This window comes from Paenibacillus yonginensis (assembly GCF_001685395.1).
Taxonomy (GTDB): domain Bacteria; phylum Bacillota; class Bacilli; order Paenibacillales; family Paenibacillaceae; genus Fontibacillus; species Fontibacillus yonginensis.
Window position 1 is genome coordinate 3887270 of record NZ_CP014167.1, and the last position, 23608, is coordinate 3910877.

Here is a 23608-nt window from a genome sequence, read left to right on the forward strand (position 1 = left end):
AAGGACGGATGCGGATTTTTTTCACCCAACAACAAAAAGATGCCCTTTGCTATTCGCAAAGAGCATCCCCTCATCCTGTTATTCAACCGGCACTTGGCTCGGCATCGTCGCTGAACTGGCTGTTGTACAAATCGGCATAGAAGCCGTTCTGAGCCATCAGTTCATCGTGTGTGCCCTGCTCGATCACCGTACCCTGATTCATGACCAATATCAGATCGGCGCCTTTGATGGTCGACAAGCGGTGAGCGATAACAAAGCTGGTCCGGCCCTTCATCAGTTCATTCATAGCATTCTGAATATAAACCTCGGTCCGCGTATCCACACTGCTTGTCGCCTCATCAAGAATCAGAATCGCCGGATCGGCCAGAATGGCACGGGCAATCGTCAGCAGCTGCTTCTGTCCCTGCGAGATGTTGGATGCTTCTTCATTCAGCACCGTATCGTAACCGTGCGGCAGCGTGCGGATAAAGTGGTCTGCATGCGCCATTTTGGCTGCGCGCACCACCTCGGCCTCCGAAGCCCCTTCACGGCCATAAGCGATATTATCCCGGATCGTGCCGTTAAACAGCCAGGTATCCTGCAGCACCATGCCGAAGAGCTTGTGCAGATCGCCACGCTTCATGTCTTTGATGTCCATGCCGTCGACAGTAATCCGGCCGCCCCGCAGCTCGTAGAAACGCATCAGCAGGTTGATCAGCGTTGTTTTACCGGCACCAGTCGGCCCGACAATCGCAATCGTCTGTCCCTGCTTGGCTTCGATGTTCATATCCTCAATCAGCGTAGGTTTGCCGTCATACCCAAACTGGACATGCTCGAAGGCCACGTCGCCCCGCGGCGATGCCAGTTTCTTCGGAACGGATACCTCCGGCACCTCTTCTTCTTCATCCAGCACTTCAAAGACACGTTCTGCCGAAGCTACGGTCGATTGAATGATGTTGGCTATGTTGGCGGTTTGCGTAATCGGCTGCGTGAATTGACGCATGTACTGGATAAAAGCCTGGACCTCACCGATCGTGATCATGTTTTTGGTCACGAACAAGCCGCCCACGACTGAAATCAGCACATAACCGATGTTGCCGATAAAGTTCATGATCGGCATGATCACGCCGGACAGGAATTGTGCTTTGCGCCCGGCATGGAACAGACGGTCGTTGACTTCATCGAATTTATTCAACGATTCCTGTTCACGGCCGAAGACCTTAACGATTTTGTGACCGGTATACATTTCCTCTACATGGCCGTTCAGCATCCCGAGTTCCTTCTGCTGCTCGGCAAACTGCTTCTGCGAACGCTTGGCGACCTGGGTAATGGCCAGCACGCTGACCGGCAGCGTAACCAAAGCAATCAAGGTCATCCACGGGCTGATCGTCAGCATCATAATCAATACACCAATGATCGTAACCACGGATGTGATCAGCTGCGTCAAACTTTGCTGCAGCGTTGTGCTGATATTGTCCACGTCGTTGGTAACACGGCTCAAAATTTCCCCGTTGGTCCGGGAATCAAAATATTTCAGCGGAAGCTTGTTCAGCTTCTCGTTCACGTCCCGGCGCAGCTGGAATACCGTACGCTGGGCAACGCCTGCCATCAGATACTGCTGGATGTAACTAAAGATGGCGCTTAACAGGTACAAACCGACCAGTTCCAGGACGATACGCCAGATGCCCTCAAAATCAATATGGGCCCCCGGAACGCCCTGCGCCTTGCCTATCAGACCTTCAAAAAGCTTGGTCGTCGCATGGCCGAGCACTTTCGGACCATAAATGCTGAAGACCGTACTCAAGATAGCCGTAATAAAAACAATCGATAATTTGAAACGGTAGGGTTTCAAATATTTCATCAGCCGCAGGAGCGTGCCTTTAAAATCCTTTGCTTTCTGGACGGGCATGCCCATTCCCCGGCCGCCTCCGCCAGGACCCATCGGTCCGCGCCCTCCGCGCGGCATTCCGGCCGATTTTCCGTTTCCGTTAGCCTGACTCATGCGATCTCCTCCTCCGACAGCTGGGAGCTGACAATTTCGCGGTATACGTCGCAGGTTTCCATGAGTTCGCGGTGAGTACCGATTCCCGCTACCTCGCTTTCATTCAGTACGATAATCCGGTCAGCATCCATAACCGTGCTGACCCGCTGAGCGACGATCAGCATGGTGGAGTCGGACGCTTCCTGCTTCAGTGCGGCGCGGAGCTTGGCATCGGTCTTAAAGTCGAGTGCGGAGAAGCTGTCGTCGAAGATCAGCAGCTCGGCTCTGCGCACCAGCGCGCGGGCAATGGACAAACGCTGCTTCTGACCGCCGGAGACGTTGGAGCCGCCTTGCGAAATCGGAGCGTTATAGCCCTCTTCCATCTTGGAAATAAATTCGTCCGCCTGGGCGATTTTCGCCGCATGCCGCACTTCCTCATCCGTTGCCTCTTCTTTGCCGTAACGGATGTTGTCCGCCACCGTACCTGTGAAGAGGACCGCTTTCTGAGGCACAAAGCCGATTTTGCTGCGCAGCTCGGCTTGAGTCATTTTTCGAATATCCACGCCATCAATCAAAATCTCCCCGCTGTCCACATCATAGAACCGGGGAATCAGGCTGACCAAAGTCGATTTGCCCGCGCCCGTACCGCCGATAATCGCGGTGATTTCTCCTGGTTTGGCTGCAAAGGAGACGTCCTTAATGGCCGGCTGCTCGGCACCCGGATAACTGAAGGTCACATCCCGGAACTCCAGATAACCTCGAAGCGGCTTCGTCTCAGCCATTTCGTCAGCGGACCAAACATCTGCGCCAGACTCGTCTCCGGCATCTGCTTGCCCGGCACCCGCAGCTGCTTCACGGGCAGCCTGTTCATCCTGCTCGGTCCAGTCCTTAATAGCAGGCTCGACATTCAGGACTTCATTAATGCGCTCCGCCGAGGCGGAGGCCCGGGGAATCATAACGAAAATCATCGTCACCATCAGGATGGAGAACATGATCTGCATCGCATATTGGATAAAGGCCATCAAATCGCCGACCTGCATTTCATCAGCATCAATCCGGTGACCCCCGAACCAGACGATGGCGATTTGCGTGAAATTCATAATAATCATCATTGCCGGCATCATAATCGCAAAAATCTTGTTAACCTTGATCGAGGTTTCGGTCAGATCACGGTTAGCCTCATCGAACTTCTGCTTCTCGAATTCAATCCGGTTGAAGGAACGGATAACCCGGATGCCCGTCAAGGCTTCGCGGAGCACCAGGTTCAGCTTGTCGATCTTCTTCTGGATCGCCTTGAACAAAGGCAGTCCTCTGCTGGCAACCGCCGCAATCACCAGCGCCATCACCGGGATGACCACAACAAAGATCAGCGTCAGCTCCCGGTCTTTGGACAGCGCCATAATCAGGCCGCCAATCGCCATCATCGGTGCCATGACCATGATGCGGAGCATCATGACCAGCACCTGCTGGACCTGGTTGATATCGTTGGTGGTCCGGGTAATCAGCGAAGCCGTACCGATCTTGTCAAATTCTTCAAGCGAAAAGTTGGTAACGTGCTTGAATACCCGTCCGCGCAGCAGCTTGCCAAAGCCGGTTGCCGACATGGAAGAAAAATAACTGGCCGCAATGGAACAAATCATACTGCCCATCGCGACCAGCAGCATATAGAATCCAAAACGCCAAATGTATGCCGTATCCCCTTTAACGACCCCATTGTCCACGATATCGGCCATCAGGGTTGGAAGGTATAATTCCGCCAGTGACTGGATGAATACCAATATGAGCGTAATGATCACGGGAATCCGGTATGGCTTCAAGAGCCTGAACAGCTTGAGCATTGCTCTATCATCTCCACTTGTTAATAAAATGCTTTCTACGTTTATGGCTTGCTGGAGTGTTGTTCCAGAAAACGGATCTCTTGCCAACTTTAATCTCTGCCAAATTCCCGCAATTTCTTCAGGCATTCCTTTCCGGCTCGTCTTTCAGCTCCGGGTCGCCTATTCTTCAGGAGTCCGGGTTCTCATGTAATCGACGACTTCCTCCAGTAGATCCGCAAGCTGTTCGGTTTTCTCCTCGCCCAAATGCTCGCTGATCCGCTTCATAAAAGCAAAATTCATTTCCCTAGCCCGCTGGTAAAGCGCCCGTCCCTTCTCGGTCAGCCGCACCCGCACCACCCGCCGGTCCTCCTGATCATTGATCCGCAGAACAAGGCCATCGGCCTCAAGCGTTTTGATGAGCGGGGTGACCGTAGGCGGCGTTACCTCCATCAAGCTGCTGATCTCGGAAACGGTCAACCCGGCAAGCGGACTGCCTCTTCTCCCTAACAGGAACAAGACTCTGACCATGCTGGGGTTATAGCCTTCAAAAGAAACCTTGTGAATCTGGCTTCTGCGCAGCTGTCTCATCACCTCCATCAGCCTGCCTACCGCCGACTGATCCTGGATGTCCAAACCCAATCCCTCCCGTGTGATATTGTGTACCACCTAATTTTTAAATCATTTAATAATTAGTACATACAAACTATTATGAAAATCATTATAGACAGCATGATTGACCAAGTCAAGCAGACTTCTGCTGCAGCGGCAGGCGGACGATAAATTCGGTCCCTTCTCCAACCCGGCTATGCACGGAAACTTCTCCTTTGTGAAGCTCCACAATTTTATGCAGGATTGACAATCCCAGTCCGTTTCCGCCTTCCGTACGGGTTCTGGACCGGTCTACCTTGTAAAATCGTTCAAAGATATGAAGAAGATCCTCCTCCGAGATGCCGATTCCCGTATCTTGTACGGAGACCAGAGCATGATCGTGCTCGACCGCAAGGGAAATCTTGATCGTCCCTCCTGCCGGAGTGAATTTGATGGCATTATGCAGCAGGTTCACCCATACCTGGCTCAGCAGAATCTGATCGGCTTCCAGCTCTACCGGCACAAGCTCGGCGTCCACCTCCAGATTCTTCTCCAGCCACTGCGGTTCGCAAGAAAGCAAATGCTGCTGAAGCTGTTTATCGAGCCGGAACCGTTCGGTTTGAAGCTTTACATGTTTGGAATCAAGCGACGCCAGCCGGAGCATATTGTCGCTGAGCTTGGATAGACGGACGCTTTCCCGTTCAATAATATCCAAATAGTGAAGGCTCTGCTCCCGGCTCAGTTCCTCCTGCTTTAAGATCCGGGCGAACCCGGCAATCGAGGTCAGCGGCGACTGGATTTCGTGCGATACGTTGGAGATAAATTCCTGGCGCATCTCCTCGGTATTCTTCAAATTAATCGCCATTTCGTTGACGCTATCGGCAAGCACGTTAAACGGGTGATTACGGAATCCAAAGCCCAGATTTCTCAAATCAACTTGGAAATCCCCGCGCGAAATTTTGCGCAGGGCTTCAATGGTTTGCTCAAAGTAATCATTTTGCTTTTTTCTCGGGATTCTTGATATGAGTGAAATCACAGTTCCCCAGAACAACATGCCGAGCCCCGAGGTTATTAATTGTCCGACCAAAGGATGCGGATGCCGGCCGATCCAGTTATATACATAATCTGCCGCATAAAAAGCGCCGACCCAGCACAAGCTGAGCAGCAAAGTGATCCCAATGAAAGCCACCAGACGCTCCATGATTTCACGGAATCTGCTCTCCTCCCGTTCTTGCCCCCGCTGCATAACCTGCCGCTGCCGCAGGTCCATCTGCCGCTGTTTCCGTTCCATCCGCATCTCCAGCTGTCCCTGCTTCCGCTCGATCTGGCGCTGCGCATGCTCCAAATGGCGCCGGATATGCTCCTGCCCGCGTTCCACCTGACGTTTTCTTTGCTCCAGGTGCCGCTCCAGATATTCTTTCTGGCGGTTGATCCGGCGCTCGATATCGGCCGCGGACGGCCCGATGCCCCGGACGCCTCCCCGGTCTCCTCTGCGGTCCGGCTTGTCTCCGTCTGCTCCCGTGCGTTTGTCTGTCATCCCGTCACCTCGAACCGGTAGCCAAGACCGCGCACGGTTGCTATCCGAAACGAATGGCTGTCTTCGGGGAAACGCTCCCGCAGTCGTTTGATGTGGACATCCACGGTCCGCTCATCGCCTTCATAATCGTAACCCCAGATCTGTTCGACGATCTGGTCGCGCAGCAGGGTCCGGCCCGGATAGCTGGCCAGCATAAAAAGCAGCTCAAACTCCTTCAGCGGCAGTGCAACCGCTTCTCCCCGGACTCGGCATTCATAGGTTTTCCGGTCCAGCAGCAGCTCGCCCTGCTGAATTTGCTGAGAAGCCGCAATCCGGTAGCGCTTGAGCAGCGCTTTGACCCGGGCAATCAGCTCCGGCGCTTCAAACGGCTTCACCATATAATCGTCCGTACCCAGCTCGAAACCTTTGACCTTCTGGGCGGTATCTCCTTTAGCCGTCAGCATCAGCAGCGGCATATCGTAATGGGCTTCAAGCTCCCGGCACAGCTCCCATCCGTCCATTTCAGGCATCATGACATCCAGAATAACCAAATCGGCTTTCAGCTCCTGAAGCAGACTTAGCGCCTCCAGACCGTTGGCGGCGGTCGAAACCTCAAACCCTTCCTTCACCAGCACATGGCCGATCAGCTCTTGAATATAGGGATCGTCATCGACAACAAGAATTCGGGTCATTACCTATCACCTCTCCAAACTTCGTTTCCTCATCCATTAACCCCATTGTAAAACAGTTAAATGAACCGAATATGAACAATCTGGTTCCGCACAGACAAACCTCGTCAGAAGCCGCCTCCATTTCCTTTCAGAGCACGTAATAATATCTCATACGCATAAGCGGAGAAGGCTTCTTTAATCTTAAGTGGTGAGAAGAGTGAGACGGCGATCAGCCCCGGCAAAATCAAAGCGCTCCCGACGGGCATCTCGGCGCTGTACAAACCGGGCGTCCGGCCGGAAGCGCGATGGACCTCCTCGGAAACGCCGAGCTCCTCCTCCATTTCGACATCCTTAATGTACTATCTTGCTGACTCCAACGGCAAAAAATGTATCTACGAGGACCGGGATGCCGCTGCTCTTTGGCCGGCGCCGGTGAACCTGGAGCTGCACGACTATTCGGGCACAACCTCCACTTCTACTTCCGTTCCCCATCTGACTGTAGCGACAACCATGGCAGCCTGAAGCATTCCGGATGAGCGTACCCGAAAGAACCCGATCCGCCTGTCGGCGAATCGGGTTCTTCTATTTCCTGTCTGATTACCAGCCAAAGTCCAGCGTTCTTTCGGTTTCCGTGTAGGTCTTGATGTTGCTGAGAATCATCCACCAGTGGCCCTCCGTATGTTCCAACGCCGGATGTCCCGGTGTCCACTCATCGTTGACCAGCGTCAGCTTCGTGCAGCCGCCGATTTTGTCCATCCGGAAAGTCACCCTCGATTCCAGCTCGGCATGATTCTCGCGGTAGGACGGTCCGGGATGCTCGCGGTAGCTCAGCACTTTGCCCGGCTCAGCCTCCAAAATGACCCCATATACATGCACCGTCTCATCGCCGTCTGCCCCCGGACCCACATATTCGAAAGAAGCCCCTGGTGTTAAGTCGGATTTCAAGAGAGAACCGAAGAAGGTGCTGCGCGTGCCCTCCGGCGAAACCAGCGTCTGCCACACCTGCTCCGGCTCCGCTCCGATATAAAACTCATATTTCAATTCCATGTCAATCTCTCCTTCCGAAATTTGGATTGTGTTAATATGATTTTATTAGCTGAACCGATGGCATGTCTTGTAAAAAGGCGACAAACCTGATCCTATTTCTCGAATTCCGGGAGGACGATAACATGAGTCAAAAACCCATCCAGCCAGCCATGGGTATACTTCGTCATACGCAGGCAAATGAAAAGTTCCGGCTTGCCCGCTTGCAGCCAGCTTCCGCGTTAACCCCTTTCATCAAACATTATTGGATAGCGCAATGGAACTTAGACGGACAAGCTGCCTACGATCAGGAAGTGGTTCCGAATCCGTGCGTCAATCTGGTTGTGGAGCGGGGAAATACGTTCTTCTACGCGCCCTCTGCCCAAAAATACGCCCACCGGCTGGACGGCTCGGGAGCGGTGTTCGGCGTCAAATTCCATCCCGGCGGATTTTATCCGTTTCTGCGCGACTCCGTATCCGGATTGCAGGGAATGCCGCTGCCCTCCTCCCCTATTCTGGGTTTGGCCGGAGCCGACCTTGAGCAGCAGCTGCTTAGCCCGGAGATTTCGGATGAAGATAAGGCTCAGATTGCGGACCGGCTGTTTATGAACGTGCTGCCTGCCGAGGACCCGCAGGTTTCCTTTATCCGCGATATTGTATCTTATATTGCCGAGCATAAGGAATTATCCCGGGTTGAGCAGCTGTGCACAGTATTTGACTGCAATATCCGGACTCTGCAGCGGTCTTTCGGACAGTATGTCGGACTCAGCCCCAAGACGGTTATCCGGCTGTACCGCCTGCAGAACGCCGCAGAGGCCATGGACAAAGGTCAAAGCAGCAGCCTGACCGACTTTTCGATGGAGCTGGGCTATCATGATCAGGCTCATTTTATTAAAGATTTCAAAGCCGTTATCGGCCTTACTCCGGAGCAGTACATCCGGTTGAAAATATAGAAGGGGCGGTATCATGTTGCCTTTTACACAGCAAGTGATTTCAATCATTAAGCAGATTCCCGAAGGACGGGTTATGACTTACGGCCAAATCGCCGCCCTGGCGGGAAGCCCCCGCGCCGCAAGACAGGTTGTGCGGATTCTGCATTCCTCCAGCCGCAAGCACCAGCTCCCCTGGCACCGGGTAGTGAATGCAAAGGGCGAAATTGGACTTCAGGATGAGGAGTCCCGTTTTATGCAGCGGATGATGCTAGAGCAGGAAGGCGTGGAGTTCGGATTGGGAGAGCGGATTAATCTGGAGATTTTTCGAGCTGATGGGGAACAAACGTTTCTGAAATGTTATACTAATTCTGAAGATACCACTGAGTAGGAAAAGGGAGAACCTATCGTGACGATGAAACCAGACGGCCTGATCCGGGATGCCGAATGGAACAGGCTGGTTCAATATACAGGCAGTCAATTTGACGAAGTCACGCTGAGCCGGGGCTTTCTTTATTTCAAGCAGGGAAGGGTTGAGCGGCTGGAAATGCCCGAACCGGAGCTGGTGGAAGCGTCGGTCAAGGGGAGCGCTGCCGATCCTTACAAGGTCAAGATCCCGCTCGACACCTTGTCCCTGGCAAGCTGCACCTGCCCGGTCGATGTGCCCTGCAAGCATATCGCTGCCGCGCTGATGAAGCTGGCCGAAACCCAGGGGCGGTCGGTGAACAGTCTGGCGAATGCCAAAGCCAAACAAATGTTGGCCTCCACTCTGCCTTCCGTTAAACCGGCCCCTCCGCTGATCCGAAGAGGGCTGTTTGCGGAGGAAAGACGGGCAGAAGGTCCCTCCATGAGTCAGGAACGGACGAGCAGTGCCGGGCCTGCGGCTCCTGCAGACAGGACAACGAACAGGGACGCCATGGACAGCGGCATTGCCGGATGGCATGCCCTCTTTCAGCAGGTTACGGCCCCACTTGACCGGGAGGTCCGCAACTCCACTTATGCGGATCAAGCGCTGGAACGGATTCTCCAAGCGAAGCGGAAGCTCTCCCGAGGTGCCGAGCAGCTATATGGACTGCACGCCCATCTGTTTGTGCAGCGTTCCCTGCTCCAGCCGGTCAAAATCCCCGGGGCGGCGGCAGCCTACAGCTCCCACCTCGGCTATTTCACCCATCTGGCCGTAGGGGAGATGGACAAAGCCGTCCTCCTGTCCCTGGAGGATGTCCCGTCCGGTATAACAGGGGAAGAACAGGAAAAGCTGCAGCCCCTGCTGCTTCAAACCTTGGACTGGCTCCGCCGCGAGATGCTGGCCGAGCCGCGGGAACGTTATTATTTCTCTCACTATTATTATCGTTATTGGAAGCAATGGCTGATGCCCTTCTTCCCTGGAACGGAGCGGCTGCGGGAAGAACTGGCCAAGCTGGATGCCGGGGAAGCCGCTGGTCAGGCTTCGGTTAAAAGCGGTGGCGCCGCGGCCCAGCTGCCGCCCCGAGTCGTCCAGCCCTATGCGCTTGGCGTCTCCAGGGCCTGGCTCCTGGCGCTGCTTGGCGAAGACGAGTTGGCCTGGGAACGGCTGCGGACGGCCTCTTCCCCGCCTTCCGGACTTCGTCAGGAGGATCAGTCCGCCCTGCTGGACATCGTGCAACAGAGCGGAAGCGGTGCAAGGCTGACCTCCTGGCTGATGCGGCTTGTTCCCCTGCTGAAGAACAGCAGAACCAGCCAGCTTGAATCTTATTTTGGATACTGGGAGGCGGCTGCCGCACTTGATCCGTCTGCCGGAACCTTGATGTGGCGCATTCTGGAAGAGCTGCTCCCTGCAGCCCAGCGTTTCTATGAACGCAAGCTGTTCGAGCACGGCCGCTTTCGGGAATGGATGGATTATCAGCTGTCGGCCGGCGCGGAACCGCTCGACTTCAAGGTGAAGGAGCTGCAGATGATCGAGAAAGCCGACCCGCGGCTGCTGCTGCCCTTCTACCATCAGGCGGTAGAGCGTTATGTCACCCATAAGAACAGGGACAGCTATAAAAAGGCGGTCAAGCTGCTCAAACGGCTGGCCAAGCTCTACGCCAAGCTGAAGCAGTCTGAGCGGTGGGAACTGTTTATCACCGCTTTCGCCGTGCGTCACAGCAGGCTGCGGGCCCTCCAGGAAGAGCTGCGGAAAGGAAAGCTGATTTCATGAGCAAGCATTTACAAAGCATACAAGTTCACGCCCGGCTGACGCCCTATGGGGATGCGCTGTTGTTCGGACAGAAACAAGCTTATGGCTACGAGCCGGGACTTTATCTCAAACAGCTGCTGTTCGCCTGGCATGAAGAGTCATTCTATGGCACCGAGCTGGAGATCCAGCAGACGGACGGAGCCGACATTATTGTCCTGCCCGCCGAACAGGTTATCCCTTATATAGCCGACTCGGCGGGTATGCTGCAGCATGTCGAATGGACCTGGGACGAAGAATCGCGCCCGCTGCAGCTGCTCGCCCCGGGCCTGGCCGCCTGCATCCGGCAGCGCAAATTCCATCCGAGCCTGGAGGCTTTCCGACAGGGAAAGCTGCAGTGGGTATGGGATGAAGATTTTGTAAGGGAGAGCGCAGCGGAACATTTGCCGCCGGGCGCCCGGACAAGCGATGTTCGCGAGGCGCTTGAGGCGGCTGCAGAGGACAGCGAGCTGCGGGAAGGGCTGCGGGCCGCCTTCTCGGCTTCGGTGTTCCAGCGTTATTACAACTCCGAAGAAGAGGCGGCCGATCTGCGCAGCGAATTCCCGCGGCTGTTCGAGCGCGGCGCCGCCCGGTTCGCGGGCATGAATGAACAGGCTTGGCTGGTCGCGATCGGCTGGAGGGCCGATACAGCGCCGTTTAGGCCGGTTCTTCAGCTGCTCGAACCGGAGGAAGCGGAGCCCCGGTGGCGGCTCCGGCTTCAACTGCAGGATAAACTCGACGCCTCGTCGCTTTATCCTGTGCAGCTTGCAGACAGCGGCGAAGCCGCGGGAAGCTGGCCGGCCGAATGGACGGCCCATGTCCGCGAGCGCAGCGCCGGCTGGCTGGACCGGCTGCGCGCGGGAATGCCGCCCGGCCGTCTGATGGACGGCCCGGACGTGCTTGGACGCGCGCTGGACAACGACGCTGCCTGGCAGTTCCTGCGCCAGGACAGCGAGCTGCTGCTGCGGGCCGGCTGGCTTGTGCTGCTGCCGGCCTGGTGGGAATCCGCCAGCCGCCGCAAGCCGCGGCTGCGCGCCAAGGTTCGCGCGGTGTCTGAAGAGGAGCAAGCAGCGCGAGGCCCTTCTTATTTCGGCTTCGATTCGCTGGTCGATTTCGACTGGCGGATCGCCATCGGCGACGCCGATTTAAGCGAAAGCGAATTCCATGAGCTGATCGCCATGAATGAACGGCTAGTCCGCTTTCGTGGGCAGTGGCTGGCGCTGGACCCCGCCTTCCTGACCCAAATCCGCCGGGCGATGGAGAGTATCGATCCGGAGCAGGGCCTATCCTTCCAGGATGTGCTTCAACTGCATTTGCTGGAGCAGCGGAAGCAGGAACGCCTGCAGGCTATCCAAGACAGCAAGGGTGAAGAAGATCAAGGCGGCACGGAAGACGCGCCCGAGGAAGAGGAAGACGAGGCCCGCGTCCGGATCGAAGTGGAATTAAACGGGCAGCTTGCCCACCTGTTCAGCCAATTGAACCGCAAAGAGGACTGGCCGCTGGAGCCGGTGCCGGACGCCCTTCAGGCCACGCTGCGCACTTATCAGCACGAGGGATTTGCCTGGCTTGCTTTCCTGCGCCGCTATGGCCTGGGCGGTATTCTCGCCGATGACATGGGCCTCGGGAAAACGGTGCAGCTGATCGCTTATCTGCTGTTTGTGAAGGAGAGCCGGACGGGCGAAGCTGCTGCGGCAGAGCGGCAGACGGTGACCGGATCTGCGGCCAGAGCCGCCCGAATCCGCCGCCATACTCCGGCGCTCGTCATCTGCCCGACGTCCGTGCTCGGCAACTGGCAGAAGGAGCTGCAGCGGTTCGCGCCTTCCTTGTCGGTCAAGCTCCATTACGGCAGCAGCCGGCAGAGCGGAGAAGCCTTTGAAGCGGACACGCTGCAGGCGGATGTGGTCCTGACCTCCTACGCCACGGCAGCGCTTGATCAGGAGCTGCTGCAGACGGTGACCTGGGAGTCGATTTGTCTCGACGAAGCGCAGAATATCAAGAACGCCCAGACGAAACAGTCTACTGCCGTCCGCAGCTTCCCGGCCAAACACCGCATTGCTTTGACCGGTACGCCGATCGAGAATCGCTTGGCCGAGCTGTGGTCGATTTATGATTTTATCGCGCCTGGTTATCTGGGGTCGGCGAGATCCTTCCAGCATCGGTTCGCTACGCCGATCGAAAAAGAACATGACGAACGCCGCACAGCCGATCTCAAAAAGCTGGTTCATCCCTTCCTGCTGCGCCGGAAGAAAAAGGACCCGGCCATTCAGCTTGATCTGCCCGAGAAAAACGAGATGAAAACCTACGTCCATCTGACCGCCGAGCAGGGCGCCTTGTACGATCAGGCCGTCAATCAGCTGATGAAACAGATGGGAAGCCTCAAAGGCATCCAGCGCAAAGGCGCGATTCTGTCCGCCTTGACCCAGCTGAAGCAGCTGTGCGACCACCCGCTGTTGTCCAGCGGAGAACCGTATCCGGGCATGGCCGGGGAACCGGTGGAGGATGCGGACATCGCTGCGCTGGTCGAGCGCTCCTCCAAGCTGGAGCGGCTGCTCGCGATGGTGAAGGAGCTGCGTGAGGAAGGCGAGCGCTGTCTGATCTTCACCCAATACATCGGCATGGGCAACATGCTGAAGACCGTGCTTGAGCATGAGCTGCAGGAGCCGGTGCTGTATCTGAACGGCAGCACCTCCAAAACGGTCCGCGACCGGATGGTCGAGCAGTTCCAGACAGGAACAGCCGCACCGGCGGCAGAGAAAGCTACGGACAGCGGAACCCGGACAGCGGCTGCGGATCAAACCCAAGCGACGGCGGATGAAAAGGCAGCTGAAGCTGCGGCTGCCGCTTCTGCCGCAAAATCTCCGGCCGTGTTTATTCTGTCCCTGAAGGCAGGCGGAGTAGGCTTGAACCTGACGGCGGCCAACCATGTCTTCCACTTCGACCGCTGGTGGAATCCGGCGGTGGAGAACCAGGCGACAGACCGGGCTTACCGGATGGGGCAAACCAAAGACGTGCAGGTGCACAAATTTATTTGTCTGGGCACTCTGGAAGAACGGATCGACGAAATGCTGGAGAACAAGCAGCAGCTCAGCGACAATGTGATCTCCAGTACCGAAGGCTGGATCACCGAGCTGTCCACCGAGGATCTGCGCGAGCTGATTACACTGCGGAGGGATTGGGGCGGTTAACGATCCGTTTTAGGGGATTACAAGCGTATAAACAGATAAGCGTGTAAGAGCAATCAATCGACTTACAGAATGATCAAAAATAGACCGTGCCCTTGTGTGGGGACGGTCTATTTCTTTGTTACAGGCAAAGGCTACAACCCTTTTCCCAGCTCAAAACCCGCATAAGCCAGCACCAGCCCCAGCACGACGCTGAGCAGCAAATATTGTCCTGCAGCGCCAAAGCGCTTCTGCTTGCTGAACTGGACCAGCTCATACTGAAACGTAGAGAACGTAGTGAACGCGCCCATAAATCCCGTGCCGAGCAGCAGGATCATCTGGACGTTTGCATCCAGCCCGGTCAGCAGCCCCAGCAGGAACGCGCCGAGCAGATTAACAAATAGCGTGCCTATGGGCATGATGAGGGACGGGAATCTTTTTCCCAGATAAGTCACTGAGCCGTAACGGCAGACAGCCCCGGCAAACCCGCCGATGCCTACCCAAATCCAATCCGCCATCCTAATGCCCCTCCCCTGCGGTTTGGACGGACTTAAAGCTGCCGAGCCGTACGCCCAGCCAAGCGCAGACATATCCGCCAACCAGACTGATCAGGATGTAAGCCAAAGCCGTGCCCGCATGGCCATCCTTCATCAGCATGATTCCTTCTTTGCAGAACGTGGAAAACGTCGTATAGGAGCCGATAAACCCAGTCCCGAAGGCTACCCTGAAGGGTGGACTTACTTTAAAGCGGGTTGTTGCCGCCGTGTAGAACAAAGCCAGCACCAGACAGCCCGTCAGGTTCACGATCAACGTCCCGAACGGGAACAGGCCTACTCCCGGCAGGACGATCCACCGCCCCATTTCATAACGAAGCAGCGCACCCAAAATTCCGCTTAATCCAACCCATAAATAAATCATGGCTTCTCCTCACCTCTTACCTTTTCCTGATCTCTATTTTCTCCAAAAAAATAGACTCCTACCAGCACAAATAAACTGGTAGGAGTCATCAGCCCAAAGGGCGGTTATGGCGAACTCCATCGCCTATCGTGTTGGTAGCAGTCTACCGTTATTTTAGACGGCTATGGAATCCGGGTCAACAGAATTTTGGGAACAGAAAGGCTGTACCGTATTCCCGGTCCCCATTTACAGCCCTCTGCTCATCAGCTTCATCAGCTTGGCTTCCGTATTGGTATGCTGGGCAGGGGTATAGACGCTGCAGCGAAGATCATCGTCGCCCTGCACCTGGAGCGAGGTGAGCTGAAACATCATTTTGCCGGCTTTGGCGTGCCGAAATTCCAGCAGCACATCGGGCGCCGAGCTTACCTTGCTTTGTTCCCACAGCCGGTTGAAATCCGGATGCTGCTGCTTCATCTCTTCCAGGAACAGATCATACCAGCCGTCATCGACATACTGTCCGTAATAAGAGCGGAACATGGACAGGTAATCGGAGGCGAACTGTTCCCAGTTCACGGCCAGGCGCTGGAATTCGCGGCGGGTGAACAGAAGCCAGATCAAATTGCGCTCCTCCGGCGGAATTTCGTCGAAGTTGAGAAAGATATGCGATGCCGCCTCATTCCAGCCGACAATATGGCAGCGGGGATCAGAGATGATCACGGGACAGCTGCGCAGGTCACGGATGATCTTCTGCAGGGAAGGACTAATTTGGGCCGTTTCCCGGACCGGGAGGCTGCTGCCTTTGCCGGCTTCAAAAGCCAGCGAAAATAAGTATTTGCGTTCATCCGCCGTCAGTTTTAAAGCGCTGGCCACATTGTCCAGCACGGAAGCCGACACCTGGATGTCACGCCCCTGCTCCAGCCAGGTATACCAGGTGGTGCTGACGCCGGCCAGATGGGCAACCTCCTCCCGGCGAAGTCCCGGAGTTCTGCGGCGGGTACCGGCAGGCAGCCCTACCTCCTCCGGCGAAATTTTGGCTCGCTGAGCCTTCAGAAAAGCGGATAAGGCCTGTAAACGCACTTGGGTAGACATCTTTTTTGCCACCTTCAATTTGTTGTAGTAACCGAACAGGAAGCCCAAGCTTCCGTCCTTCAAATCCAGAAATTAGGCTTATTATAGTTATTATGGTGCTTATTATACTAGGATAAACCACAACTTGTAATAGGATTATTTTAGTGACAAGATAGATTTAGTACCTGGTCATATATTTTTTCGAAAACAGGAGAGTGAAATCCATGGAAAGAGTAGTTGTAACAGGCCTGGGCATCGTTTCCCCGCTTGGCAACAGCGTGGAGGAATTCTGGTCCAACATGCAGCAGGGGAAATCCGGCATCTCTTATATAGATTCTTTTGATACCACCGGTTACAAGGTGAAAATAGCCGGCGTCGTGCACGACTTTGATCCAAAGGCGCTGTTTGGCGTCAAGGAAGCGCGCCGCATGGACCGCTTCTGCCAATTCGCTTTGGCAGCCGCTATACAGGCCGTAGAAGATTCGGGTCTGGACCTCGAGGCGATCGACCATGAACGGATGGGCGTCTATGTCGGCTCCGGCATCGGCGGGATCGAGTCGCTGCTTGACCAGCACAAGGTGCTGTTGTCCCGCGGACCAGAGCGGATCAGCCCAACGCTGGTGCCGATGATGATCGCCAATATGGCAGCCGCCATGATCAGCATTCATTTCAAGGCCCTGGGCTCAACCCTGGCCCCTGTAACCGCCTGCTCCATAGGCAATACGTCGATCGGCGAAGCTTATTTCAACATCCAGGCCGGCCGGTCCGATATCATCATTGCGGGAGGAGCCGAAGCGGCGATCAATCCAGTCTCCCTGTCGAGCTTCAACAACTCGACCGCCTTATCCAAAAGCAATGACAACCCGCAGGGAGCAAGCCGCCCGTTCGACGCCACCCGCGACGGGTTTGTCATGGGCGAAGGCTCAGGCATCCTCGTCCTGGAGTCGCTGTCCCACGCTCTGAGCCGCGGTGCGCGCATATACGGCGAGATCATCGGCTACGGCGCCTCCTCGGATGCCTACCACATGGTCGCAACGCCTGCCGACGGCAACGGGGCGGCCCGCGCCATGAAGCTTGCGCTTAAGGACGCGGATCTGCTGCCGGAGCAGATCGACGTCATCAGCGCGCACGCGACGAGCACCCCGATCGGCGACCGTTCCGAGACGGCCGCGATCAAAGCCGTGTTCGGGGAACACGCGCACCGCGTTCCCGTCACGGCCAACAAATCGATGACCGGGCACATGTTCGGCGCCGCCGGCGGCGCCGAAGCCGTCGCCCTGGTCAAAACGCTGCAGGACGGCGTCATTCCGCCGACCGTCAACCTGGTGCAGGCCGATCCGGAGTGCGACCTGGACTATGTGCCGAACACGGCCCGCAAGGCCGATCTCACGATCGGCATGTCCAATTCGTTCGGCTTCGGCGGTCATAACGCGGTGATTATTATCCGCAAATATGAGGGTTAATTTCTCCTGACAATTCATGTAGAATGGGAACATATGTGCAGATTGTTCCCGCCTGGGTTAAGGCTGCATGACATTTTTGAAGGGGGCTGTGTCCTTGTGAATAAAGCCGTAATCGTGATCGACGTGCAGGAAGCTTTTTTCGAGAATCCGTCTTGTCTGCTCCACGAGAAAGAACAGCTGGTCCGCAATATTAACGCTTTGATCGAACAAGCCCGCAGCCAAGACGTGCCTGTCGTGTTCATTCAGCACACGGAATATGAGAATGCCGACGATGAGTTTCTTGTAGACACGCCGGACTGGCAGCTTCACCACGGACTCAACCGGCTGGACAGCGATCCTGTTATCCGCAAATCTACGCCGGATTCTTTTCATGAAACGGACTTGGCCGCTTATCTTCGGGAACGGGGAATTGATCAGCTGATCCTGGCCGGGGCTCAGACCGATTTCTGCATCAACGCTACGGTCCGCCGGGCCCATGCCCTCGGATACAAGAATAATATTTTGTTAAAAGAGGGGCACAGCACAGTCGTAAATTCCGTGCCGTCCGCCACCCGGATCATCGAAGACCATGAGCGATCCTGGGAAGGTCTGGTGGCTATCAAACCGCTGACGGAGATCGAGCTGTAGCGCTGGGCAAGATTGTGATAATGCTGGGCCATGCTCGTATTCATCACACAAAAGAACCGCAACCATTTCTGGAAAGCAGATGAGTTGCGGTTCTTTTGTCTTGTCTCCGTACAACCCCAGGTTTAACGTTGTGAAGGATTATGGAAATGGATGAAATCAGGTGTAGTCGCCAATGTGTTCATACAAATGCTTCATCCATACTTTATCCATCAGCGCCCCGTTTTTGTTCCCAGCAGCTTAAGAATGACTCCCTTGTTGCCCACCCAGAAATAATAGATAATAGGCAAGCTTAGAAACAGACATCCTCCCATGACCATTCCCTTTATATGTCCCGACTGATACGCAATGTTTCCCATCCAGGAACCGAAAGAACCGCCAAGATAATACCCCACCATATAAAGCGAATTTATGCGGCTGTGTGCAGTACCAGGCAAGTGATTCAAACGCCCCTGGTTTAGGGTCATATTCATTCTTGAGCCGATGTCAAGCACAAACGTCACGATCACAAGCCCTAGGAAGATATGCCAGACGAATCCCAGCAGCAGGAACGAAAAAGCCATCGTAAGCAAAGCTGCGATATTCCACTCGCGTGCATGGCTTCCGTCTGCCAGTCGTCCGGCAAATCCTGCCGTCAAAGCCCCGGCGATCCCGATGAGGCCAAACGAACCCGTTATTCCATTGCCCAAATGGTAGGGCGCTCCGGCCAATATAAATGATAACGGTACCCAAAACATATTGAACGCCGCAAACGCCGCAGCTCCGAACAAAATCGTTTCCCTGAGCAAGGGCTCTTTTCGCAGCAGCGGCCAGAGCGACAACACGATTTTTTTGTAGGAGACTTGCTTAGATGCCAGGTCTTCAGGCAGCTTAAAAAACAAATATGCGGCGACCAGCAGCAATATGGCCCCTACGGCAAAATGCACGGCACGCCACCCGTAGATCTGGCCTACCCATCCCCCGGCAACCCGCCCGAGCAGCACCCCCAGAAAAACCCCGGTCAGCAATCTGCCGGTAAGCGCTCCTTTGTTCCCTCCCTGCATGTTGGAGGATACAAATGGAATGATCAGCTGTGCGGCAACAGTGCTTATTCCAAGACCAAGACCTGCCAGCAGGAGCAAAGGAAAATCAGGAGCGAGCGCCATGGCTATGAGCCAGAATGCGGATAACATCAAGCTGGCGAGCACCAGCTTCCGTCTGTTGAAACGGTCTCCAAGCGGGACCAAAAACAGCAGCCCCGCTGTGTAGCCTACCTGAATAAAAGTAAACAGCAGTCCTACTTTGCCTACAGAAGTATGAAAATAATTGGCGATATCAGAAAGCAGAACCTGATCGTAATATAAGTTCGCTACAGCCAGGGCACAAACCAAAGTGAGCACCCACTGCAAAAATGCGGGAAAACGAGTTTCGCTGGCACGTCCAGCTTCTACAGTTCCCATAATAAAACACCCCTCTCAAAATTACGGCTGAATCCAGTGTATAATAGGACATACACCATAATAAGAGACGGGGAATCCTAGGATTGCCGGTCCTAGGGAAAAGGGGGGGGGAAAGTTGAATGCAAAGGTCGATAAACATCTGGAATTGGGTAATTTCTTGCGAAAAAAACGTGCATCGCTAACACCCGAACTGGCCGGGCTGCCTGCGGGAAGAAAACGCCGGGTAGAAGGGCTGCGCCGGGAAGAGGTGGCCGAATTGGCCGATGTCAGTCTCGATTGGTACGTGCGGCTAGAACAAGGCAGACCTATTCACCCTTCCGCAGAGGTGCTGCTTGCGTTAAGCGAAGCTCTGCAGCTTAACCGGAAAGAAAAAGAGTATTTATTTACGCTGGCAGAACAAAGGCTGCCGGATGAAGCGCCGACCAAACTTGAGGTCAGTCAAGGCATGCAGGACTTTCTCGATTCACAAAACCCTTCCCCAGCTTATATAACGGACCGGCTTTGGAACATTATAGGATGGAATCGAGCAGCCCAGCTTGTATTTGGAGACTATTCAGTCATGACAGAGCTGCAGCGCAACTCCATCTGGCGCGCATTTATGGATCCTTATATGCAAGCCCTCCTGGACAATTGGATAGGCCATGCCAAGCTGCGCGTCAGTCAGCTGCGAATGGCCCACAGCCAATTTCCAAACGACTCTCAGCAGATAGAATTAATAGAGCGGATGCGTGAAAGCAGCAGCCAGTTTAAGCTGTGGTGGGATGAACAAACGGTCATCGGCACGCCGGAAGGGAAAAAGCTGCTTCATCATCCCCTTGCCGGCGATATCCGACTGAACTTTCTCTCCTTTCAATCCGAGGAACTGCCCAATGCTACGATTACCGTTCACCTGCCGGCCGATGCGGTTTCGCGCAGCCGCTTAGAGCGGCTCATTGCTTCTGGAGGCAAACAGTAATTGAAATGCCATGCGACGCCTAATAGACGTATAGAATAGAGCCGTCCGAAGAGGGCAGAGCCGGGGATCATCCAGGCAGCCTTTAGCTTTGGGGCGGCTTTTTCTATGAGCTCTAATGAACAGGCTTTCAAAATATAAACCCACATGTTGTGGGTTTTCTTATTACCTCGCCTTTCCTTCTACCTGCGGCTCCTTTGTCCGTCTCCGGACGGAGGTTTCCTCTTCTCCAGACCGAATACATTATTCCATCCCTCGCCGCTTGGCACCTCCGCCAGAGGCGAGTATACTGATAAATCTGACAGCCAAGATTCAGCGGATCGCAGTTATTCATATTCGGTTCATAATTGTGCGTTATCTTGGTTAAGGCCGATGACGGAAACGAGAAACAAACCATGAACAACGGTCATCGTCACCGATCTTCTAAACGAAACGAGGGAACAAACAAGTGACTGCTTTAGGAAAAACAAACAATAAAAAGCTCATCCTAATCGGACTGCTGATCGGTCTGATCTTCTCCGAGCTGGATGAAACGGTGGTATCCACGGCGATGCCGACTATTATCCGCGACCTGCACGGCTTGTCGCTTTACGGCTGGGTGGCCGGCCTTTATATGCTGGCCGCAACGATCTTTATGCCGGTGCTGGGCAAGCTGGCCGATATTTACGGCCGAAAAATCGTCTACCTCAGCTGCATGGGTCTATTTATCACCGGCTCGATTGTCTGCGGTCTAGCGCCTTCCATGACGGTGCTGCTTGCCGGACGGGGACTTCAGGGAATTGGAGCAGGCGGTTTGATGCCGCTGGCCATGGTCATTTTGGGCGACTCCTATTCGCTTGAGCAGCGGGCCAAAATCCAGAGCATGGTCGGTCCCATGATGATTCTCCCGCAGCTTCTCGGTCCTACCGTAGGCGGCTTTCTGGCCGGACACGTCAACTGGCATTGGGTCTTCCTGATCAACATTCCAGTGGGGCTTCTTGCAGCCCTTGTGCTGTCTATCGGGATGCGCGAGTCGCGGGGCGATGAAAGAAAGCCGATCGACTGGGGCGGTGCCGCTCTGTTGACCGGATCGCTGCTTTCCTTCCTGATGGCGCCGGTGCTGGTAGACAACCAGGGCTTGTCCTGGAGCTCCCCCTGGATGATCGGCCTGCTCGTACTCGGCGCTTTACTGCTGGCTCTCTTCATCTTAGTGGAGACCAGAACGAAAGAACCGATCATTCCGCTTCATCTGTTTCGAATCAGAAGCGTCGTGGTGCTCGCTTTAATCGTGTTCACCCTGATGCTGGGCCTGATGGGCGGCATCTCTACCTTCCCGTTTTTTGCACAAAATGTGATGGGCCTGACGCCGACTGCCTCCGGCTACCTGACGCTGGCCTTTATGGCCGGGGCGATCCCGTCCAGCATTATTAACGGGTTTATGATTACCAAGCTCCCTTACCGGAACCTGTTTATCGTCTGCTTTATCCTGCCGATTATCGGGATCGCGCTGTTGACTCAGCTAGGTGTTCATACCTCGGTCCTCTATGTGGTGATCTCGTTCTTTACCCTGGGCCTCGGAATTGGCGTCCTGTTCGGCAGCGACAACCTGATTGTTCAGGAGTCGGTGCCGAAAGAGCACAGCGGCGTTGCCGTAAGCACCATCGGGCTTGTGCAGTCGCTTGGCGCCACGATTGGTCTCAGCGTATTCGGCAGTCTGCTGGCCAGACATATCAAAGAAGGCGTTGCCGGCTACGCCGGTGATCTTCCGGCCGGGGCAACGGAAAACATCGCCTCCGGCGGCATTCCGGCAGGCACAGCCCCGGATCTTATCCTGAAGATTCAAGAAGTCTTTGTTGGCGCGTTCCAGAATTTGTTCTATATTGCATTGGTCTTCAGCGTTATTGCCTTCATCATGTGCTGGTTCCTCGGCAAAGGCGTGCTCTCTAAAGAGAAGGAAGACAGTGAGACATCTGACGCGGATCAGGCGATCAGAAAAACGGCCGAAAACACGGCTTTACACCGGCTTTAAAGGATTGAGCAGCAGAATAACCGATTCGAATCCAATGCTGTCCCAAAAATTAAATACCCGCCGGGCTGTTGAGCCTTGCGGGTATTTGGATTTCAACGGAGTTGTATGTGAAGTAGAGCCTGGCCAATCAGCTATAGAGCTCTGCGTAAAAGTTCCAAAGGTGCCGATATTGACGGCGAGAACCTTCATTTTTGTCATCAATCCCCAAACCGGTCACTTTTCTTACAATATTCAGTGTTAATTGAATGACGCTTTACTTAAATTTGCTGACGAGTTTGCGTGGAACCTGTCCTCGAAGATCCGAAATAGCGGCAGCGCCATGTTGGTGCTGATTGCCATGAGCATAATGCCGAACAAAACCCGCTTCATCGGTTTGCCTCCTTCCCTAGTTACCAAGGAAGCTGATTGTCCAAGTAGTAGAAGGTTCCAGTTGGGCCGTTCTCCGGCAGGGTAGCCATGCGAACCGCCGTTTTTGCGCCCTCTTCCGGCGACAACTCAGCTTTGTCCCCTCCCATTTGGGTTTTGACCAGGCCGGGGTGGACCGCATTAATTTTGAGATTCGTGGATGCCAGCTTGATTGCCCAATACGCTGTCAGCATATTTAAAGCGGCCTTGGAGGCCGAGTAGCCCGGCGTGGCAATCCGCTGCGCCAGATCACTGGACCCTATCCCTTTATTAGCTCCTGTTACTAAAGCAATTTTTTTCGTCATCGTAACTTCCTCCTTTATGATTTATTTTGCCATAGTGATAGGCTCTGGACTTTTGACGTTCCGCACATGGGTCAGATGATGCAGATAAGCCTCTTTGCTGGCTTCAATTTCTTCTTCTGTCACGTGATTAGTGTTATGAAAAGCGAATGGCGGTAGGTAGAACGCACTCACATAGTTGGCGGTAGCCTCCATAGGTTTGGCGATTTCCCGGATCGTAAACAGGTTCGAGCCCCCTGGCTGATACGAGGCGGCGCTGCCAACAGTCGAAATGGCTATGCCCAATTCCTTGCCTTTCAAATGGTCTCCGCCAGGGCCAAAAGCCCAGCCGTATGCAAAAACTTCATCCAGCCATTGCTTTAAAAGCGGAGGGGTAGCGTACCAGTAAATCGGATATTGCAATATAATCCGGTCATGCGCATCCAGCAGAGCCTGTTCTTCTGCGATGTTGATTTTGCCATCTGGATACACTTCGCTGAGCACATGAACCGTGATGTCCTTTTGCTGCTTTAGCGCTTCTGTCCATACGCTGTTAATACGGGAAGTTTTCAGGTCGGGGTGTCCCACAATTACCAGAGTTTTCATTTAAAATTT

At 54.7% G+C, this 23608-nt stretch carries 23 protein-coding genes and 1 riboswitch; of the genes, 9 read left to right on the forward strand and 14 right to left on the reverse strand.

Features of this window, described 5'->3' with window-relative positions; translation table 11 throughout:
* Positions 1-82: 82 nt before the first annotated feature.
* The 6 genes from AWM70_RS17700 to AWM70_RS17725 all read right to left on the reverse strand — a co-directional run bounded on the left by AWM70_RS17700 (position 83) and on the right by AWM70_RS17725 (position 6893).
* Positions 83-1981, reverse strand: coding sequence for an ABC transporter ATP-binding protein (locus AWM70_RS17700; protein ID WP_068698609.1), 1899 nt, complete (start codon positions 1979-1981; stop codon positions 83-85).
* Entirely contained in the window at positions 1978-3798 is a 1821-nt protein-coding gene (locus tag AWM70_RS17705; protein WP_068698611.1) for an ABC transporter ATP-binding protein, read from the reverse strand. The genes AWM70_RS17700 and AWM70_RS17705 overlap by 4 nt, the downstream gene beginning before the upstream one ends.
* Positions 3799-3957: 159 nt before the next feature.
* Entirely contained in the window at positions 3958-4410 is a 453-nt protein-coding gene (locus AWM70_RS17710; RefSeq protein ID WP_083180394.1) for a MarR family winged helix-turn-helix transcriptional regulator, read from the reverse strand.
* 109 nt (positions 4411-4519) lie between these two features.
* The gene (locus AWM70_RS17715; protein WP_237167750.1) at positions 4520-5902 is read right to left on the reverse strand and encodes an ATP-binding protein; all 1383 of its coding nucleotides are present in this window, start codon (positions 5900-5902) and stop codon (positions 4520-4522) included.
* The gene (locus AWM70_RS17720; RefSeq protein ID WP_068698613.1) at positions 5899-6573 is read right to left on the reverse strand and encodes a response regulator transcription factor; all 675 of its coding nucleotides are present in this window, start codon (positions 6571-6573) and stop codon (positions 5899-5901) included. Before AWM70_RS17720 ends, AWM70_RS17715 begins: the two co-directional genes overlap by 4 nt.
* Before the next feature lie 104 nt (positions 6574-6677).
* The gene (locus tag AWM70_RS17725) at positions 6678-6893 is read right to left on the reverse strand and encodes a hypothetical protein (RefSeq protein ID WP_068698615.1); all 216 of its coding nucleotides are present in this window, start codon (positions 6891-6893) and stop codon (positions 6678-6680) included.
* Positions 6894-6906: 13 nt separating this feature from the next.
* Here AWM70_RS17725 and AWM70_RS23535 point away from each other — a divergent pair, with 13 nt between their 5' ends.
* Positions 6907-7074 (forward strand): hypothetical protein, encoded by a 168-nt coding sequence (locus AWM70_RS23535; protein ID WP_169823468.1) that lies wholly within the window; start codon positions 6907-6909, stop codon positions 7072-7074.
* 75 nt (positions 7075-7149) lie between these two features.
* Here the strand turns inward: AWM70_RS23535 and AWM70_RS17730 are convergent, their stop codons facing one another.
* Complete coding sequence (locus AWM70_RS17730) at positions 7150-7599, reverse strand: SRPBCC family protein (RefSeq protein ID WP_068698617.1); 450 nt, start codon at positions 7597-7599, stop codon at positions 7150-7152.
* Between the two features lie 122 nt (positions 7600-7721).
* Here AWM70_RS17730 and AWM70_RS17735 point away from each other — a divergent pair, with 122 nt between their 5' ends.
* The 4 genes from AWM70_RS17735 to AWM70_RS17750 are packed head-to-tail and all read left to right on the forward strand — an operon-like array spanning position 7722 to position 13880.
* Positions 7722-8528: an AraC family transcriptional regulator gene (locus AWM70_RS17735; RefSeq protein ID WP_068698619.1), complete on the forward strand. Its 807-nt coding sequence runs from the start codon at positions 7722-7724 to the stop codon at positions 8526-8528.
* Between the two features lie 13 nt (positions 8529-8541).
* Positions 8542-8895: an MGMT family protein gene (locus tag AWM70_RS17740; RefSeq protein WP_206093376.1), complete on the forward strand. Its 354-nt coding sequence runs from the start codon at positions 8542-8544 to the stop codon at positions 8893-8895.
* Between the two features lie 24 nt (positions 8896-8919).
* On the forward strand, positions 8920-10680 hold the full coding sequence (locus tag AWM70_RS17745; RefSeq protein WP_068700819.1) for an SWIM zinc finger family protein: 1761 nt from the start codon (positions 8920-8922) through the stop codon (positions 10678-10680).
* The gene (locus AWM70_RS17750) at positions 10677-13880 is read left to right on the forward strand and encodes a DEAD/DEAH box helicase (RefSeq protein WP_068698621.1); all 3204 of its coding nucleotides are present in this window, start codon (positions 10677-10679) and stop codon (positions 13878-13880) included. Before AWM70_RS17745 ends, AWM70_RS17750 begins: the two co-directional genes overlap by 4 nt.
* A gap of 131 nt (positions 13881-14011) precedes the next feature.
* On the opposite strand, the gene AWM70_RS17755 is transcribed toward AWM70_RS17750, so the two are convergent.
* The 3 genes from AWM70_RS17755 to AWM70_RS17765 form a co-directional block, all read right to left on the reverse strand.
* On the reverse strand, positions 14012-14374 hold the full coding sequence (locus tag AWM70_RS17755; RefSeq protein WP_068698623.1) for a fluoride efflux transporter FluC: 363 nt from the start codon (positions 14372-14374) through the stop codon (positions 14012-14014).
* A gap of 1 nt (position 14375) precedes the next feature.
* The gene (gene crcB / locus AWM70_RS17760) at positions 14376-14774 is read right to left on the reverse strand and encodes a fluoride efflux transporter CrcB (RefSeq protein ID WP_068698625.1); all 399 of its coding nucleotides are present in this window, start codon (positions 14772-14774) and stop codon (positions 14376-14378) included.
* 72 nt (positions 14775-14846) lie between these two features.
* A riboswitch (Fluoride riboswitch) is annotated at positions 14847-14907 on the reverse strand.
* 92 nt (positions 14908-14999) lie between these two features.
* On the reverse strand, positions 15000-15842 hold the full coding sequence (locus AWM70_RS17765) for a helix-turn-helix transcriptional regulator (RefSeq protein ID WP_068700821.1): 843 nt from the start codon (positions 15840-15842) through the stop codon (positions 15000-15002).
* Positions 15843-16045: 203 nt separating this feature from the next.
* On the opposite strand from AWM70_RS17765, the gene fabF reads away from it, so the two are divergent.
* Entirely contained in the window at positions 16046-17284 is a 1239-nt protein-coding gene (gene fabF, locus AWM70_RS17770; RefSeq protein ID WP_068698627.1) for a beta-ketoacyl-ACP synthase II, read from the forward strand.
* Between the two features lie 96 nt (positions 17285-17380).
* The gene (locus AWM70_RS17775) at positions 17381-17911 is read left to right on the forward strand and encodes a cysteine hydrolase family protein (RefSeq protein ID WP_068698628.1); all 531 of its coding nucleotides are present in this window, start codon (positions 17381-17383) and stop codon (positions 17909-17911) included.
* Between the two features lie 209 nt (positions 17912-18120).
* On the opposite strand, the gene AWM70_RS17780 is transcribed toward AWM70_RS17775, so the two are convergent.
* Positions 18121-19347 carry an MFS transporter gene (locus AWM70_RS17780; RefSeq protein WP_068698630.1) on the reverse strand — a complete coding sequence of 409 codons (1227 nt, stop codon included), beginning with the start codon at positions 19345-19347 and terminating at the stop codon, positions 18121-18123.
* Between the two features lie 115 nt (positions 19348-19462).
* On the opposite strand from AWM70_RS17780, the gene AWM70_RS17785 reads away from it, so the two are divergent.
* Positions 19463-20302: a helix-turn-helix domain-containing protein gene (locus AWM70_RS17785; protein WP_068698632.1), complete on the forward strand. Its 840-nt coding sequence runs from the start codon at positions 19463-19465 to the stop codon at positions 20300-20302.
* Positions 20303-20747: 445 nt separating this feature from the next.
* Positions 20748-22307, forward strand: a complete 1560-nt coding sequence (locus AWM70_RS17790) for an MDR family MFS transporter (RefSeq protein ID WP_068698634.1) — start codon at positions 20748-20750, stop codon at positions 22305-22307.
* Here the strand turns inward: AWM70_RS17790 and AWM70_RS23540 are convergent.
* The 3 genes from AWM70_RS23540 to AWM70_RS17805 form a co-directional block, all read right to left on the reverse strand.
* Positions 22293-22505 carry a hypothetical protein gene (locus AWM70_RS23540; RefSeq protein ID WP_169823469.1) on the reverse strand — a complete coding sequence of 71 codons (213 nt, stop codon included), beginning with the start codon at positions 22503-22505 and terminating at the stop codon, positions 22293-22295. The genes AWM70_RS17790 and AWM70_RS23540 overlap by 15 nt on opposite strands.
* A gap of 191 nt (positions 22506-22696) precedes the next feature.
* On the reverse strand, positions 22697-23017 hold the full coding sequence (locus AWM70_RS17800; protein ID WP_083180402.1) for an SDR family NAD(P)-dependent oxidoreductase: 321 nt from the start codon (positions 23015-23017) through the stop codon (positions 22697-22699).
* Positions 23018-23038: 21 nt separating this feature from the next.
* Positions 23039-23599, reverse strand: a complete 561-nt coding sequence (locus AWM70_RS17805; RefSeq protein WP_068698638.1) for an NAD(P)H-dependent oxidoreductase — start codon at positions 23597-23599, stop codon at positions 23039-23041.
* Positions 23600-23608: the final 9 nt, after the last annotated feature.

Excerpts from the sequence above, each read along its gene's own strand:
- AWM70_RS17700 (WP_068698609.1), bottom strand. The coding sequence starts at position 1,981 with ATGAGTCAGGCTAACGGAAACGGAAAATCGGCCGGAATGCCGCGCGGA.
- AWM70_RS17705 (WP_068698611.1), bottom strand. The coding sequence starts at position 3,798 with ATGCTCAAGCTGTTCAGGCTCTTGAAGCCATACCGGATTCCCGTGATC.
- AWM70_RS17715 (WP_237167750.1), bottom strand. The coding sequence starts at position 5,902 with ATGACAGACAAACGCACGGGAGCAGACGGAGACAAGCCGGACCGCAGA.
- AWM70_RS17720 (WP_068698613.1), bottom strand. The coding sequence starts at position 6,573 with ATGACCCGAATTCTTGTTGTCGATGACGATCCCTATATTCAAGAGCTG.
- AWM70_RS17725 (WP_068698615.1), bottom strand. The coding sequence starts at position 6,893 with ATGGAGGAGGAGCTCGGCGTTTCCGAGGAGGTCCATCGCGCTTCCGGC.
- AWM70_RS23535 (WP_169823468.1), top strand. The coding sequence starts at position 6,907 with ATGTACTATCTTGCTGACTCCAACGGCAAAAAATGTATCTACGAGGAC.
- AWM70_RS17730 (WP_068698617.1), bottom strand. The coding sequence starts at position 7,599 with ATGGAATTGAAATATGAGTTTTATATCGGAGCGGAGCCGGAGCAGGTG.
- AWM70_RS17735 (WP_068698619.1), top strand. The coding sequence starts at position 7,722 with ATGAGTCAAAAACCCATCCAGCCAGCCATGGGTATACTTCGTCATACG.
- AWM70_RS17740 (WP_206093376.1), top strand. The coding sequence starts at position 8,542 with ATGTTGCCTTTTACACAGCAAGTGATTTCAATCATTAAGCAGATTCCC.
- AWM70_RS17745 (WP_068700819.1), top strand. The coding sequence starts at position 8,920 with ATGAAACCAGACGGCCTGATCCGGGATGCCGAATGGAACAGGCTGGTT.
- AWM70_RS17750 (WP_068698621.1), top strand. The coding sequence starts at position 10,677 with ATGAGCAAGCATTTACAAAGCATACAAGTTCACGCCCGGCTGACGCCC.
- AWM70_RS17755 (WP_068698623.1), bottom strand. The coding sequence starts at position 14,374 with ATGGCGGATTGGATTTGGGTAGGCATCGGCGGGTTTGCCGGGGCTGTC.
- crcB (WP_068698625.1), bottom strand. The coding sequence starts at position 14,774 with ATGATTTATTTATGGGTTGGATTAAGCGGAATTTTGGGTGCGCTGCTT.
- AWM70_RS17765 (WP_068700821.1), bottom strand. The coding sequence starts at position 15,842 with ATGTCTACCCAAGTGCGTTTACAGGCCTTATCCGCTTTTCTGAAGGCT.
- fabF (WP_068698627.1), top strand. The coding sequence starts at position 16,046 with ATGGAAAGAGTAGTTGTAACAGGCCTGGGCATCGTTTCCCCGCTTGGC.
- AWM70_RS17780 (WP_068698630.1), bottom strand. The coding sequence starts at position 19,347 with ATGGGAACTGTAGAAGCTGGACGTGCCAGCGAAACTCGTTTTCCCGCA.
- AWM70_RS23540 (WP_169823469.1), bottom strand. The coding sequence starts at position 22,505 with ATGACAAAAATGAAGGTTCTCGCCGTCAATATCGGCACCTTTGGAACT.
- AWM70_RS17800 (WP_083180402.1), bottom strand. The coding sequence starts at position 23,017 with ATGACGAAAAAAATTGCTTTAGTAACAGGAGCTAATAAAGGGATAGGG.
- AWM70_RS17805 (WP_068698638.1), bottom strand. The coding sequence starts at position 23,599 with ATGAAAACTCTGGTAATTGTGGGACACCCCGACCTGAAAACTTCCCGT.